Source organism: Echinicola soli (assembly GCF_006575665.1).
Classification (GTDB): Bacteria; Bacteroidota; Bacteroidia; order Cytophagales; family Cyclobacteriaceae; genus Echinicola; species Echinicola soli.
Genome location: NZ_CP041253.1, coordinates 3,268,189 through 3,283,538, shown reverse-complemented (window position 1 = coordinate 3,283,538; position 15,350 = coordinate 3,268,189). Strand labels below are relative to the sequence as shown.

10 protein-coding genes are annotated in these 15,350 nt (G+C 40.3%); 6 read left to right on the top strand and 4 right to left on the bottom strand.

Translation table 11 applies throughout. The annotated features are described in order from the left end of the window. Window positions 1-623: 623 nt before the first annotated feature. The 4 genes from FKX85_RS13005 (at window position 624) to FKX85_RS12990 (ending at window position 6,171) form a co-directional block, all read left to right on the top strand. Window positions 624-2,171 carry a glycosyltransferase family 4 protein gene (locus FKX85_RS13005; protein WP_168196263.1) on the top strand — a complete coding sequence of 516 codons (1,548 nt, stop codon included), beginning with the start codon at window positions 624-626 and terminating at the stop codon, window positions 2,169-2,171. Window positions 2,172-2,205: 34 nt separating this feature from the next. Next, window positions 2,206-4,476, top strand: a complete 2,271-nt coding sequence (locus FKX85_RS13000; protein WP_141615136.1) for a glycosyltransferase — start codon at window positions 2,206-2,208, stop codon at window positions 4,474-4,476. 3 nt (window positions 4,477-4,479) lie between these two features. Further along, window positions 4,480-5,268 (top strand): glycosyltransferase domain-containing protein, encoded by a 789-nt coding sequence (locus FKX85_RS12995; protein ID WP_141615135.1) that lies wholly within the window; start codon window positions 4,480-4,482, stop codon window positions 5,266-5,268. A 390-nt stretch (window positions 5,269-5,658) separates the two neighbouring features. Continuing rightward, complete coding sequence (locus tag FKX85_RS12990; RefSeq protein ID WP_141615134.1) at window positions 5,659-6,171, top strand: hypothetical protein; 513 nt, start codon at window positions 5,659-5,661, stop codon at window positions 6,169-6,171. A 79-nt stretch (window positions 6,172-6,250) separates the two neighbouring features. Here FKX85_RS12990 and FKX85_RS12985 read toward each other — a convergent pair whose 3' ends face one another. Next, on the bottom strand, window positions 6,251-7,276 hold the full coding sequence (locus FKX85_RS12985; RefSeq protein ID WP_168196262.1) for a thiol-activated cytolysin family protein: 1,026 nt from the start codon (window positions 7,274-7,276) through the stop codon (window positions 6,251-6,253). Between the two features lie 356 nt (window positions 7,277-7,632). Between FKX85_RS12985 and FKX85_RS12980 the strand changes: the two genes are divergently transcribed. Both FKX85_RS12980 and FKX85_RS12975 read left to right on the top strand, forming a co-directional pair. Then, a complete protein-coding gene (locus FKX85_RS12980) occupies window positions 7,633-8,718 on the top strand; it encodes a glycosyltransferase (RefSeq protein ID WP_141615132.1) in 1,086 nt (361 codons plus the stop codon). Continuing rightward, window positions 8,705-9,487, top strand: a complete 783-nt coding sequence (locus FKX85_RS12975; protein WP_141615131.1) for a WecB/TagA/CpsF family glycosyltransferase — start codon at window positions 8,705-8,707, stop codon at window positions 9,485-9,487. Before FKX85_RS12980 ends, FKX85_RS12975 begins: the two co-directional genes overlap by 14 nt. A gap of 966 nt (window positions 9,488-10,453) precedes the next feature. Here the strand turns inward: FKX85_RS12975 and FKX85_RS12970 are convergent. From FKX85_RS12970 to FKX85_RS12960, 3 genes are all read right to left on the bottom strand, one after another. Beyond that, window positions 10,454-11,617, bottom strand: coding sequence for a glycosyltransferase family 4 protein (locus FKX85_RS12970; protein ID WP_141615130.1), 1,164 nt, complete (start codon window positions 11,615-11,617; stop codon window positions 10,454-10,456). Window positions 11,618-11,943: 326 nt separating this feature from the next. Next, window positions 11,944-12,624: a basic secretory protein-like protein gene (locus FKX85_RS12965; protein ID WP_141615129.1), complete on the bottom strand. Its 681-nt coding sequence runs from the start codon at window positions 12,622-12,624 to the stop codon at window positions 11,944-11,946. A 281-nt stretch (window positions 12,625-12,905) separates the two neighbouring features. Further along, a complete protein-coding gene (locus FKX85_RS12960; RefSeq protein ID WP_229239619.1) occupies window positions 12,906-15,344 on the bottom strand; it encodes a glutaminase family protein in 2,439 nt (812 codons plus the stop codon). Window positions 15,345-15,350: the final 6 nt, after the last annotated feature.

Below are 15,350 nucleotides of genomic sequence, written 5' to 3'. Positions count from 1 at the left end.
TGGGTAAAGAATCCTGGCTAGATAAAATTGATCGAAAAGTCTGTTTTAAAATAGACAGTAGATATGCTGAGGCTGCTCAGCTGGGAAAAACTTTTAACCCATCTTCCTCGGCTATAATGGTTGGACTATTTACGATCAAAAAACTTATTGGTCTTGGGAAACTGTTTTTGGCAAAACAAGAAACTCGAAAAACTCAGTATTCTCCTCAAATCAATTTTAACCATTCTTATTTTTCTCAAAAACATTCATCTACCAACTTTGACTTACTGATAAAACAAGGTCAAACAGTAGATTTTTCTATATCAGAAAAACCTACTGTTGACATTGTTTTGTATGCTACAAAGCCAACCTTTTCACTTATTGCCAAAAGTTTGACAGCACTGTACAAAAATCAGTGGAACAAAACTCAAAAGATAGCCCTTATTTTAATATCACCTCAGTCGGATCATCTTACACAAATCAGGCAGAACTTTATCGGCGTAAATATAATTACGCTTCACTCAATAAATGAACTGACCTCTTGCATCAACAAAACCGTAAATGGACTAAACGGAGAGTTTTTTGCAATTCAAGAGGTTGGAGTAGTTTTCAGAAAAGGAAACATTGAAACACTGGTAAGTGAAATGAAAACCAACGCTTCCTATGGAGCAATCACCGGAAAAATCCTTTCAAAGAGCGGACTCCTTTTGGAAGCAGGAACCTATCTTGATAAAGAATATGCTATTCATCCCAATGGAAGACACCAACTGCCTTACAGGCCAAAGTATCACTTTATAAGGGAAATAGAAACGTTAAGCAATTCCTTTACCTTTTTAAGAAGGCTGGTATTCGATCACGTAGGCGGTCTGAATGAAAAGTATCAATCTCTTTCATACGCTTTGGCAGATTTATCCCACAAAACCAAAAAGTCTGGTCATCATAGTATTTATCATCCACTGATCGAATTGGTCAAGTTGTCGGAATATAACGTTGATCATGATTCCGCAAAAGATATTGAAAAATTAAGTGAGCACCATCCAAAATTAGAGCTTATCGAAGAAAGAACAACGGAGGAAACTTATACCAGGAGGTTTCTTCCTGAAAAAAAGTTATTGTTTATCGATATCTTCCTCCCTGAATATGACAAGGATTCCGGATCCTTGAGAGCTTACCATTTATTAAAGATGCTAAAGCAGCTTGGCTATCATATTATTTTTGTCCCACGAAAGGGAGAGATTTTCGAGCCTTACTATACTGAATTTTTGAAGATGGGAATAGAAATTCTATACGGCTATCCAGACCGTAAAGGAATGGAGGCAGAATTGAAAAAATTGCTATATGAAATAGATATAGCTTGGATTTGTCGACCTCAATTGAATAAAGAGTTTGAGTGGATCTTTAAGATTAATCCAAAAATCAAGTGGGTTTATGACACTATCGACCTACATTATATCCGGCTAGGAAGAGAAGCCATTTTATATGAAAGCAAAAAACTCAAGAAAAAAGCTGATAAGTTCCATAGCCTGGAATTGTCAATAGCAAAAAAAGCCGATATAACAATTACCGTCACAGAGGAAGAAGCACAAATACTCCATGAGCAAGGAGCCAAGCGCACCGAAGTAGTATCCAATGTTCATGAAGCACTTCAAAGTCATGAAGTTCCTGCATTTAATTCCCGTAAAGGACTGCTATTCATCGGTTCATACGACCATCCTCCTAACATTGATGCTGTCGTATGGCTAATAGAAGAAATCATGCCCTTAGTTTGGCAGAAAGAAAAAATACCGGTGACCCTATTGGGCAGCAAACCCACTGAGAAAGTAAAATCATTGGCTTCGGGGTTGGTGAAAGTACCAGGTTTTATCCAAGATGTCAGTCCCTATTTTCTAAACCACAAGCTCTTTGTCGCCCCCCTTCGGTATGGAGCTGGCATGAAAGGGAAAATAGGCCAAAGCCTGAGCTATCAACTGCCCATCATCACCTCCCAAGTGGGGGCTGAGGGCATTGGCCTACAGGATGGTGAAAATGTACTGATTGCCGAAACCAAAGAACAGTTTGCTGAGAAAATCCTTAAGACCTATAATGATGAAAGTCTTTGGAATCATTTAACAACAAATTCCAGTAGGGTATTGGGGCCTTATCGGCCTGAAATAATCAGAAGGGAACTGAAAGCATTACTAAGTAATATTTGATTTCTATAAAAATAATCTTGTTGATTGAGTAAATATGAAGCTTCATAAGTGGATTGATAAATATAATAAAAGGTATTGTTATAAGATTAATAGCAAATTTTACCGGGGAAAGGATCGGGGATATAGTAATTTATACAGATTTCACCCTAAATTTTATCTCTATTATTTAGTGAGAATAACAGCGATCTTTGTTGGTTTCTTAATTCTTAAGAAAAACATAATATCTGAAATAATAGACTCTTTTTCACGCAAAAGGTCTGCGTTTTATAATCCAGATCATTGGAAACAAGGATCTATACGAGTTCAAGAAATAATACTGACCTTATTTGGATACAGATATTTCGTACCGAATGGAATCCTTCCCCTCCTTAAAGAAAAGGAAATCTTAACTAAACGAATTTCTTTTGATAAAGTGTCCAACCCAGAGGTTTCCATAATAATCCCTGTATACAATCAGCTAGCATATACTTATAATTGCCTTCAATCTATACTTAATCATCCGCCGCATAATGTAACTTTCGAAATTCTTGTTATCGATGATTGCTCTAATGATTCAACAGAGCATTTCTTCACTCACAACACTGTTGGGATAAAATATACAAGGAATTCTCAAAATCAAGGCTTTCTATTGAATTGCAATACCGCAGCAAAAATAGCCAAAGGCAATTTTTTGTATTTCTTAAATAATGATACCCAAGTTACAATGGAATGGCTAGACCATTTAACAAAATTATTTAATAATGAAGATGTTGGTTGTGTAGGCAGCAAATTAGTTTATGGACATGGTTTATTACAAGAAGCCGGAGGAATAATATTTTGTAATGCCTCTGGAGCAAACTATGGAAGAAATGATTTAACAGATAGACCCCGATATAACTATATTAGGGAAGTTGATTATTGTTCTGGAGCAAGCCTAATGATTAAAAAAGCAGATTTTGATTTTTTAGGTGGATTTGACGAACGCTACACTCCCGCTTATTATGAAGATACTGATCTCTGCTTTGCTGTTAGAAATCAACTTGGGAAAAAAGTAATCTATTCTCCTCTTTCAGAAGTTATTCATTTTGAAGGAATATCCTCTGGTAAGATTGCAAAGAAAGGTTCAATAAAAAATTATCAAAATGTAAACAAACTAAAGTTTGCTGAAAAATGGAATAACTCACTTAAACAACATCTCAAAGAACCTGATTTAAATCATGGTAGCAGGAGACTTCTACCAAATAAAAGAATGGTTTTTATTGATAATATTATTCCTGCTTTCGATAAAAACTCTGGATCTTTAAGGGCTTTTCAGCTTCTGAAACTAATTCGAGAATTAGGATATCATATCACCTTTGTACCTGATGATGCAAACAAAACACAGCCCTATTTCAATGCACTCACTGAAATGGGGGTTGAGGTCTTATTTAGATACCCCAACAGACCAGGAATGATTCGAGAATTAAGTTCCACACTTGAAAAAGCAGATGTTATCTGGATATGCCGTCCTGAAATGAATATTGAATTTTCATGGTTATTTAATAAATACCCCAAAGCCAAATGGATATATGACACAGTTGATCTCCATCATTTGCGATTAAAAAGACAAGCAATCCAAACAAAAGATAAAGATTTAGAAGTAGAAGCGGAAAAAGTAAAGGAACAAGAATTAAGTCTTGCAAAGCAAGCTAATTTCACTATTACAGTTACAAATGATGAAAAGATAATATTAGAAAAAGAAGGTATCCAAAATGTTTGTGTTATTCCGAATGTCCATGAACCTATTAAAAAACCTAAAGATTGGAAATTTGATCAGAGAAAAGGCATTCTATTCATTGGAGCTTATGATCATCATCCCAATATAGACGCTGTCCAATGGTTAGTCAATGAAATAATGCCTGAAGTTTGGAAAGAACTGCCTAATATAAAGGTCACACTTCTTGGAAGTAAACCTACAATTGAAGTACTTACTTTAAAAAGTAATCAAGTAAATATTCCAGGGTTTGTGCAAGATGTGTCTAGTTATTTTGTTAATCATAAAATTTTTGTTGCTCCTTTAAGATATGGGGCTGGAATGAAAGGGAAAATCGGCCAAAGTTTAGCATATAAACTTCCTGTTATTACTTCCAATATCGGTGCTGAGGGAATGGGACTAGTAGAGGGGAAAAATGTTATGATTGCCAATACTAAAGACGAGTTTATAAAAAAGATTCTTTACTTGTACCAAAACGAACAAGCTTGGTCAGAACTTTCTAAAAATAGTTTGGAAGCTTTGAAACCATATTCTATAGCATCAGTAAAAAAAAACCTGCAAAAGATTATATAACTAATGAAACTGATTCGCAAGAGAAAAAAAATAGTTCTATATACAGCCATTTTTGGATGGTATGACCACCTTCGAGAGCCTTTATTTCCAAAGGAACTGTCAAAAGAAGTTGATCTGATCTGTTTCACAGACAATAAAGACCTTAAATCAAAATCATTTAAGATTAAGAAAGTTAAAAGAAAATTCGAAGACCCCACACTTGAAAATCGCTTCTATAAATTACAACCTCATAACGTTTTTAAGGACAAAACTTATGCGTACAATATCTATGTGGACGCACACTACCTCATCACCACAAAAAGTGTCCAACAGTTAATCTCCGAGCACCTCAATACAGAAATCTCTTTAGCCTCTATAAAACACCCAGAAAGGGATTGCATCTATGACGAATTCAAGGCCTGCCATCACTACAATATGGACAAGCCAGAAAAATTTAATGCACAAGAAGCATTTTATAGAAAAGAAGGCTTTCCCGAACATTTAGGTTTGAATTTAGGAGGACTACAGTTCAGAAGGTTTGACGATAAAATAACCTCATTGCTGAATTTTTGGTGGCACGAAGTATCCACACGCAGCAGAAGAGATCAATTATCCTTTAATTATGCGGTATGGAAGCTGGACTTTAAAGCCCTCAAAACCTTAGATTGGAACCCGGAAAAAAATCCTTTTGGGCAACTAAAAAAACATGAGCCTTTTATCAAAGAATACGGCCCACTGAAGAAAAACTTCCATAAACTACGCAGAAAGATTTTCGGCTATTCCAAGAAACATAAGAATCCTCCTTCCAAGTGATACGGGAAATAGGCTTATCAAAATAGATACACAAATACTGACTCTTATATATATATTCTCCTTAAAACTTACTATTTCAAAAATAAAATATTATTATATAAGGAATTTAAGTCACTATTAGATTCATTTAAACAACAACAGGAGATAAGAAAAACAAAAGCATGAAACGAATCAGTCTATTTTTTAACCATTTTCCTTTTTTTCATCATAGGCCACGAGGTATCTTGTCAGGATCTATCCATTGGTGGAAGATTAGGAAGGTATTATTCCGATTGGCAAAACACAGGCTCCTTTCAGGACTTATGGTCAGCGTCCTCCTCCCCGGAAAGCTGGACTTTTCAGTTATACGCCAGAAAAGAGATTTCTCCTGATTTCTATTTGGGAATGGACATGTCATTTACCACTAGGAATGGTACACTGTGGGCGTATGGAACAGACCATAACCATCGGTTCGGTGCTTCATCCTCCATGCCTATTTGGTCAATTGGGCCTACTGTAAGAAAAGACTTCCTGCTAACGGATAAGTTTGGTGCACAGGCTTCATTTTCCATCCCCTTAAACTATATTGATGGCGAAAGCTATGACTATTCAGGAAATCCCTTTAACACCTTATTAAATGCCGACACCGGTAACGCCTTTGTCGAAATCGATGTTTCAGGGAGGCATCATATAGAAAGGCAATTCAGCATTTTCCTACGCCCAGAAGCAGGAGTATTTTATAAAATAGGCAATAAAGGAAGACTTACGCTGGATGCGATGTGGGGAATCAATACAGGAAAGCCGTTAGTCACTAGGGAATTTGACGAGATTACATACAACGATCAAACTTACCATGGTAATCACCACGTCTATGATGGACAGTACTGGGCATTTACAATTGGTTATGAACACAAAATCAGGTAAGACTTATCTGATTTTGATAAATATTAAGCCTGGTAACATTCATTCCATGAATTTGAGTCATGGAATGAATGTTACCAATTTATTCTACAAACTTCGGCACTTCATATGCTGCCGAAAAAGTCACCTCTGCTAATTCGTTGGTATCAATATGCCGTAATTCATAACTGACAATCGCGCCATATTTACCCTCTCCATAAAGAGGGTCTTCTGAGCCCGATTCCAACATTGATGTAAAATCTTCGAAATCATTCACTCCTTCCATGGATATGGGAATCTCAAGCCCATTCCATCCCCTGGAAATACTGATGACAAAGGTAGTTGCTTCCAATAGTTGCTGCTCTTCCTCAGTAATCGCTTCACCATTCATCAATCTTGCCAAGCCTGTTTCCACTTCTTCATAAGTATTCGCTGTCTCAAAAAAGACCACAGCCATTCTCCCCATATTAATTTTCGAAACATAAACCGGTGTAATCCCGGCAAAAGCTTCATCATCGGCAGCTTCTTTGATCAATGAGGAACCTTCAGAAACTTCCGTATCATAAGAATAATTGATAGTTTCCATAAAGGCTACTCCCCTACTCTTCCCATCTTTTTCTCCGAAATGAATCTTATCAGCTATCCTTTCATTTAAAATAAGAGCATTTCCACCCAACTCCATATACAACTGATCCATAGAGTAAATCGGCTTTATCCACTGCTCATGGGAAATCGTATCTCGGTTTGCTTTGGCAGGAGGAGTCGGATTAATATATATTGACTGGTTCTCGAAATTAGCAAATGCCCCGTAACCAGGAATCATAGATTGCGTCGCTGGACTTGCTCCTTGAAAACTCGAATGGACTGCAACCTCATTGTATGTATAGTTAAACACATAACTGAACTTCTGATTCGAGACACTCTCCAAGGTAATCAATGCCCCCGGATACTGCATATTACTATCTCTTTTCAAAAACGGATATACTGTATAACTGGTAGATTTGGTCTGGGACTCCCAAACAATCTCCTTTTCTGTACTATCCTCAGGCAAAACAGGATTCACAGCCTCCTCTTCCTGACAAGAATACATCCCTACGGCCAAAAAGCCAATTGTTAAAAATTTTTGCATTTGTTGATTTGATTTTAATGTGACAAAAGTAAGCATTTAGTGACATTTCTGAATACCAGCTATCAAGAATAGGCCCAGTTAAAACCAGGCCAAACCACCAAAATTTCACATCAAATAGCGAGAATGGTATTCAAGAAACGTTCCTGAATTATTATTAAAAAACCACAAACAACTGAATACCAATCACAAACCCATACAGCTATAATCCTCTCCTCAAAAGCTCAATTTTAAATTAATTTTAAAAAAATACATTTTTATTACTTCGAAATTCATTTTTAACTATATTTACATCAAGTCAATTCACTCCTCACCCAAAAAAGCCTAAGACATTATAATTACCACAAAATTTTTGAGGAATGAAAATCGTTGTTATTGCAGGCCTGAAGCCTAGCCAAGTTATTTACAAGTTAAAACCCTTGTCTATGGTCGATATGGTCGATGAAATATTCTTGATCAGAAAAGAAAATGGCCCTCAATTCGCAAAACTAAGGTACATTATTCTACCCCAGCTGTTAAGGATCAGACCGTTTTACCTGATGCTTTCACCGTTCTTTATGCTCTCAAAAATCCGAAAGATCAAGCCCGACCTTATCCTTAGCTATAACTTCAAGCCTCACGGCTTCTTCTCTTACATCCTATCAAAAATCACCTCTACGCCCTTTATCTTCAGTGAGATCGATAACCTCACCCAGGATTATATGAAAATTTGGCCTGTAGGCAATGTCATCTCCAGTGCCATGCATGAGGCCAAGCACCTCAATGTACCTGGCAACAACACTAAAAATTATTGGCTGGAACAGGGTATTCCTGAAGAAAAAATCTCCATTCTGCACAGTACCATCAATACCAAGGAGGACTTTCTCCCCTCTCCCAAAACACCAAAAGAATTTGATTTTATCTACATCGGTGTGCTGGAAGAACGAAAAAATGTCAATTTGATCATTGAAGCACTGGGCATGCTAAAACAAAAAGGCCTGAAGCCGCAGTTCTTAGTTGTCGGGAAAGGCCCTATGATGGAACCCCTCCAAGCCCAAGTAAAACAGTTGGAATTGGAAGATCAGGTCCACTTTGCAGGGCACAGCCCGCATGTGGTGAAATTCATCCATCAATCCAGGTTTTTTATCCTCACCTCTAAAGTGGAAGGCATTCCTTGCGCCATGATGGAATCCATGGCCTGTGGACTGCCAGCGCTCGGCACAGATGTTGCCGATATATCGGATATTGTTAATAAAGAAACGGGTTTTCTGATCGAAAAGCCGGCCGCTACACTTATCAGTGAGGCCATTCAAAAAGCCATGACACTCACTGATGATGAATACCAAAAACTGTCCCAGTCTGCTAGGGACCTTATTGTAAACTACCACTCTCATGAATACGCTACTCTCTCCTGGAACAATTTATTGAAAACGTCCATCAAAGAGCCTATTTATGAAAAAGTTTAATAAAGTCGATATCCTTGGAGTCCAAGTAGCCGACGTTTCATTCGAAGACACCATTGACTACATCGTAGATGCCGTCAAAAACAAAAAGAAAACTTCCATCTTCACGCCAAACATTAACTTGTTGATCGCAGCGCACAAAGACCAACAATACAAAGATGTACTCAACACATCAGGGCTTCTGGTACCGGATGGAAAACCCCTCGTCTGGACATCTAAATGGCTGAAACAGCCCCTCACAGAGAAAGTAAGTGGTTCGTCCCTTTTCTTCAAACTGTGTGAGGTATCTGCGCAGAAGAACATGCGTGTATTTCTCCTTGGTGCTGCACCAGGAGTAGGTGACATTGCCAAGCAAAAACTAGAAAAACAATACCCTGGCCTGATCATCAGTGGGACATATAGTCCACCTTTTGGATTCGAAAACAACCCCAATGAACTGGATAAAATCGTAAAGCTTTTACAAGAAAGTCGCTCAGATGTCCTTGTCGTAGGCTTGGGAGCTCCTAAGCAGGAACGGTTTATCAGCAAATACCTCAAATCCTATAATATTCCGGTAAGCTTAGGATTGGGTTCTTCGATCGATTATGCCGCAGGTGTACAGAAAATGGCTCCTGAATGGATAAAGAAAACCGGTTTTGGCTGGCTGTATAGGCTGCTAGACCAACCTGCTAGATTAGGAAAACGGTATCTTTCCGAAGGGCCTTTGTATTTTATGCTCGTAATGAAGCAAATTGCCGAAACGAAGAAATCCAAAGAAGTAAGGATGAACTAGTTTTTGGAGATTGGGTTACCAGGATATTGGTTAAACCCGAAATCAATGCCGTTTGGTTAGCCTGTGTCCCCGATAGTCTTGTCGTGGTGAATGAAAGGATCCTTTCCCGTCACTGCGAGGAAGTATAGCCTGTCCCGAGCTATCGGGAACGTGGCAGTCCCGTCTTAAGAATACGAGATTGCTTCCTCCCTCCGGTTGTCGCAATAGCCTGCCCCGATACTATCGGGGACGGAATGACATCGAATTCATAGTCGAGCACAGGTTAATAGGAATGCGTGCTCCAGCATAAAAAAATCAGTGTAAATCTTATTAATCTGCGCCATCTGCGTGCTATCGGAACCAACCCTAATCCCCCTAACTTTTTCGCTTGACCCCAAAGGAGGGATCTTTTTAAATCCAAAATCAAAGAAAATAAGGTTCGATATGATTTACTGTGAGTAAGTTGAGCGGTAGCGGAGCATCGGAATCGAAGAAACGCGTGGACGGATAAATTTGGTACTCATGCTCCTGATGCAGTCGATGATCATACATTTTTTTCTTGTCCGTGGCCAGTACCTACCGCACTGTTAGGATACTGCATTCACTTCCTATTACCAAGCTAATGCTCCTAACGGAGCATCACTGCTGACACTTCTGTCCGCAAAAATAGTGAGGTGGGTGTCTGGAGAGATCACTTTAGGCAATAGTGTTATTTAATTCAAGCAATATGGTTTCAGACCGAGCGGACAGACAGGTTCGCTCAGGCTGACATCACTTTACTGATAGTTTAAAAGCGATTTCCTTGGGTGGGTGTCCTGGCGAATGCCGCTAGGCATTAAAGCTTGGTAAAACAAGGTTACCCCTAGGCCCCTTTGTGCCTTCGGCCTGCCTCACTCTAGGCAGGTACAAACCTGTTTATCTGATCTATCCGCACAAACGGGACAGGGTCAAGCCAGGCATAGATCACAGGCTACTGACTAATTATGCTCATGTAGCCAAAATGGGTTTTGCAGTGCAAACTTCCAATACTTCCTCATAAATATTCATCAAGTCGCTGGAAATAACAGACTCATCAAACCGCTTGATATTCTGATATCCCTTGGAGATAAACTCCGCTCTTACATCTTCCCTGTCCATCCTTTCTATATGATCCACCAGTGCTTCGGGATCATCCGGATTGCCATATAGTGCCGCATCTCCACCTGCCTCACGAAAACATGAGCCTGTGGAAGTGATCACGGGAGTACCCATGCTCTGTGCTTCAATAATTGGTATCCCAAAGCCTTCAAAGTAGGAAGGGTAAATAAAGACATGTGCCATTTTATACATGGCAGGAAGATCATCAAAAGCCACATTATGCAAAAACAACACCTTTTCCTGAAGCCCATACTCCTCTGCCATGGCTTTTAAATCATTGATAAAGGATGTCGCCCTTCCCACGACCACCAAGGGGAAATCCCAGTCCTTGCGGGTTTTCATGGCCTTTAAAATCAGCTGTACATTTTTTCTTTTTTCGATGGTGCTCACAAAGAACAAGTACCGATCAGGAAGATGATATTTTGCTTTGACACGCTGAATCTCTTCTAATGAGACTTCTTTTTTATAATTTTCGTGGTACCCTTGGTAAACCACTTTGATCTTGTTTTCATCAATACCTAAAAAATCTATCAGGTCTTGCTTCGTCTGCTGGCTAATAGCAATCACCTGGTCAGCTTCCTTGCAGGATCGCTGCATTTTTATTTTATAAATCTGGACATCTATGGGATTAAAAAGTTCAGGATACCGGCAAAACAACAGATCATGCACCGTCACCACATACTTAGTGGATTTATTTTTGATATAGGGAATTTCATTGCTCAGCCCATGAAAGATTTCCAACTCACTGTCATAATGCTTTACCCCCTGGAAAACACTTCTCCAAGCACTTGACATCACTGGAAGTTTCCACATATCGGTAGGCACCACTATTTTCTGATTTGGGTTTTCGCACGCAATCGACACTTCAGCACTTCTACGGCCCCTGACCGGCGTAAAAAGGTAATAGTTATTGGCTGGAAAATTATCACTAAGCGACTTCAGGATAAATCGGCTGTAATTACCCAATCCTGTGAAGTTTTTGAAAGCCCTCTTCGCGTCAAACCCAATTCTCATACAGCAAGTAGTTTAGTTCGTTGGTCCAGTGTACTGTCTCTAAATTATAACGACTAGACGTAGTAAAAAATGATTCTGCTACAAAAATCACCAAAATATTGATAAAAAAATATTTATCAGGACTTTTTCTTTTAGCAGGCTGTCCCATATGTTGCTATTTCTTCATCAGTAGAACACCCCATTAAGCAGCCTCAATGACATTCCAAAAGGTAATTAGGCCCGCAATATGCATTATAAAATCCATTGCGTGCCTAAATTGCGTCAAAATCACTTTGCTGTACTCATGATGACCGATTTCGTCTATCAAACAATCTCTAATATAAACGCTAATTTTTTACCACAGGGTTATTGGAATAGGTCTCCCATAGCTCGTCCAGTGTCAAACCAGTATACTGCTTCCATAAGCTGTCCGAATAGGTCTTGCTGCGCATATGCTTATCCATTTCTTTAACAAATCGCTTGTCGTATGCCTGGGTAATCCACAGTAAAAAGCGAGCAGTAATTCGATAGCTGTTTTCATAGGAATGCTCCGGAGCAACATCAGGCAGTGACCAGCCTGCTCCTTCATTGTCCACTCCATAGGCATAGCGCACATAATCAGCTATCCCTTCTGTCAACCAGCCTGGGCCAGCGCCATCAGGATAGGCCTGTATCAAGTGCATCCCTTCATGCGTGATCACATCCAGGTCTCCGGGTTTCTTATCGAGCCATTTGGATGCAATGGTGATCTTTCCATCATGCGCATAGGCCACACCATTATATGCGGTGTCTATGGTCACGGTCACTTTCTTGGTAGCATCCTTGTTGAATGCCTTTGACATCTTTGGATAGACTTTAAAGAAAGTTTTGATAAGGCCTTCTTTTACTTGTTCATCCAGTTCGGGATCTTGATTGACAAAGGTCAGGGTGTATTTTCCTTTGGTGATTGTCTCTTCACCGGTCTTGGCCTGTAAACCTCCTCCTACTGCCAAAAAAAACAGTAGTAGTAAGGGAAAATATTTCATCATGGTAGTTTAGTTATAGTTTAATGGTTATTCGCTTCAAATTGGTCCGGACTTAAAATCCGGACCAAGATATAATAGCAATTTGTAATCCCCAAAGTTACCAAAGGGATTACAAATTGCTGATAATTAAAGTTAGATATTATCCAAAAGGAATGCCTATGGCATAAACTCCAGACAGCTATGTCTTTACACTATCAGTTCTAAAAAATGACAGCATAATGACCTGTCAAACCACCGTAGTCAACCTTCTTTCCTCATACCCAATACGTCACACTAACTACTCATCAATAAAGCAGCTTGATAAAATATCCTCCCACGACAGACCTTGCACGGAAGTTCATCACACGGGCGTCTTTGGTTTCATGCCAATCGCTGACAGGCACCCTGTTTGCTGTTTCATCGGCGTATTTCCACATTGGAGCGATCAGGCTTTCAAAATCGGCCTGGCTGTCAGCCAGCGAAGCGCTCCAAAATACCCAATCTGACTTGGTATAGGTCTTTCTGCTATCCAACGGCAAACCATACTTTTCTTGCTTGGTCAGGTAATAAGCTATTTCCTTATCGGCCACTTTCTCAGGAAAGACCCCTAAGTCAAGAATTTCATCCCAAACCAGGTTATATTTTTGGCTCCAGGTTCCAGGACGCTCAAAAGCCAAGGTGTAGTGGTCTCCATCAGCAGCCAGTTTCATCCATTGCTTTGCCATTCCCCTCGCATCGGTGAGATAATCCTTTTCGATCGCTTTCATGCCTTGCATGCCTGCCATTTTCCCATAAGCAGCCAAGGCCAAAATGGCTTTGACGGAAAGGTTGGCATTTCTGGCCAAATGTCCTGCAAAGTCATCGGTAGAAAGCTGATTGGCAGGATCAAACCCACTTTTTCGAAGGTATTCTGCCCAGACGGTCAATATTTCCCAATGTTCCTTGGCATAGGCAGGGTCATTTTCTTGGTTTACAATTGCGGCAGTCAGCAAAAGCATATTTCCTGCTTCTTCCACCGGCATATCTTCACCATATGTCTGACCATTGGCAACAGGATAAGTACCCAGGTCATGCGCCGGAAAAGGCTTCTTCCACCGGCCGCTTTCAGAATAGTAGAAAATACCATTGAGCATCCCTTTCATCAAATCAGGATTGTAGCGCAGAAACAATGGAGCTGAAGGATAGGTCACATCCACGGTATTAATAGATCCATTACTGTTGTTTTCCTTGGACATAAACAGCAATTCTCCTTTGGGTCCCTCCACCAAAGTATGCGCGGCAATAGCTTGCCGGTAAGCCAGAACACACATATCGGCGTACTTTTGTCCACCTGCTTTTTGGGTCTCCAGAAGAAGCTTCTGGTCAAAGGCTTCACATCGAGCCATCACTTCGGCATAATCCTCAGAAGCTTGTACCAACTGCCCTTCAAACTTACCGCCGGAAGCGGTTTTCCACCATGGCAAAAGGTTCTTTCCGAAAAACTGTATGGCAGTCTCTTCATCGTAACCAATCAAAAATACTTGCTCCTTACTTTCTGCTCCAACATTTCCAATATCTACCAAACTGTTCAGTACCAGGCTTTTTCCCTCCAGGTTCACTTTTCGGGAAGTTGGATCGGTAAGGGATCCCAGGGCGTTTTGCGAAGTGCTGACCCACTGCTTGGCTTTTCGATGCTCTTCTACAGCCACATAGGCATGCCCCCAATCAATGCGGACATCATCGCCTTTTCGTCCCAAAACATCCTGCTCAGTAGTGCCCACTTTCATCACATTGAGTCCTTTCGACCCATACTGGGCAGCCTCTACTTCCTGGTAAGGCTGATGCACTGCCAAATCACTGGATACTCCCAAATAAATCTCCACTTGATGGGAACTGCCATCGGTGGATTTTGCTGAAGTAGTGATATAAGAAATAGGCCTGGCCGTCAAGTCCAGGTCATCCAACAGTAACGGCGAGGTAAACTTCACTTGTAGCGCTATTCCTCCACAATCAAATGTATATTTGGTCTGCGTAGCAGACATCTCAACGGCTTTTTGCACTGCAGGCTGGATGGTTTTGAGTGCCGGAATTTCCACTTCAGTAGCCAAACCCAAGTCCAACCAACTTCCACCTGCCGTATTTTTGATGTGTACCGCGAGCACATTGTTTCCTTTTTGGAGTTTTTGTTGCACTGTTTTAGGAATTTCCACATACTTAAATCGGTGGATCCAACCTTCCAGCTCGTAAATCCGCTCTCCGTTCAGATAAACTTCAATATTGTCATCATGACGGATTTTAAGGTCAAGTTTGTTTAAATCAGCCATGTCTTTCAGGTCAAACTCCCGTCTCAGCCACAGCTCATCGGTATCCCAAAAAGTCCCGCCTTCTCCCCGCTGATCGGTAAAGGGGGCCTTGCCCATCTGCCAGCCGTCGTCATCATAACCTGGCAAAAACCAGTCCTTTTCAGGACGCTTTTCGGTATAGGCCAACTGATAATCAGCTTCATCACTGGTAGGCAATATGCTGGAATACTGCTTCTTCTCCTGACCCATAAAGCGATAGGTATTCCCATCCACTTTGATAAGGCCGAGCATCCCATGATCTGCGGTGGTCCAGTGCTTGGAAGATGAGTTGTTCAGCTGATCGTCCATAGACCAGATGCTGAAATTGGGATTATGGGTGATCAATGGATAGGCAGGAGCCCTGAGCGCATCCTGCGCCAGGGCATCTTGACCGGAGTGCAATCCAAAACCCAAAGTAATCATTGCAAA

Bases quoted from the DNA above. Each gene is read 5' to 3' on its own strand.
- FKX85_RS12995 (WP_141615135.1), top strand. From the start codon at position 4,480: ATGAAACTGATTCGCAAGAGAAAAAAAATAGTTCTATATACAGCCATT.
- FKX85_RS13000 (WP_141615136.1), top strand. From the start codon at position 2,206: ATGAAGCTTCATAAGTGGATTGATAAATATAATAAAAGGTATTGTTAT.
- FKX85_RS12975 (WP_141615131.1), top strand. From the start codon at position 8,705: ATGAAAAAGTTTAATAAAGTCGATATCCTTGGAGTCCAAGTAGCCGAC.
- FKX85_RS13005 (WP_168196263.1), top strand. From the start codon at position 624: ATGAAAACCAACGCTTCCTATGGAGCAATCACCGGAAAAATCCTTTCA.
- FKX85_RS12970 (WP_141615130.1), bottom strand. From the start codon at position 11,617: ATGAGAATTGGGTTTGACGCGAAGAGGGCTTTCAAAAACTTCACAGGA.
- FKX85_RS12980 (WP_141615132.1), top strand. From the start codon at position 7,633: ATGAAAATCGTTGTTATTGCAGGCCTGAAGCCTAGCCAAGTTATTTAC.
- FKX85_RS12985 (WP_168196262.1), bottom strand. From the start codon at position 7,276: ATGCAAAAATTTTTAACAATTGGCTTTTTGGCCGTAGGGATGTATTCT.
- FKX85_RS12990 (WP_141615134.1), top strand. From the start codon at position 5,659: ATGTCATTTACCACTAGGAATGGTACACTGTGGGCGTATGGAACAGAC.
- FKX85_RS12965 (WP_141615129.1), bottom strand. From the start codon at position 12,624: ATGATGAAATATTTTCCCTTACTACTACTGTTTTTTTTGGCAGTAGGA.
- FKX85_RS12960 (WP_229239619.1), bottom strand. From the start codon at position 15,344: ATGATTACTTTGGGTTTTGGATTGCACTCCGGTCAAGATGCCCTGGCG.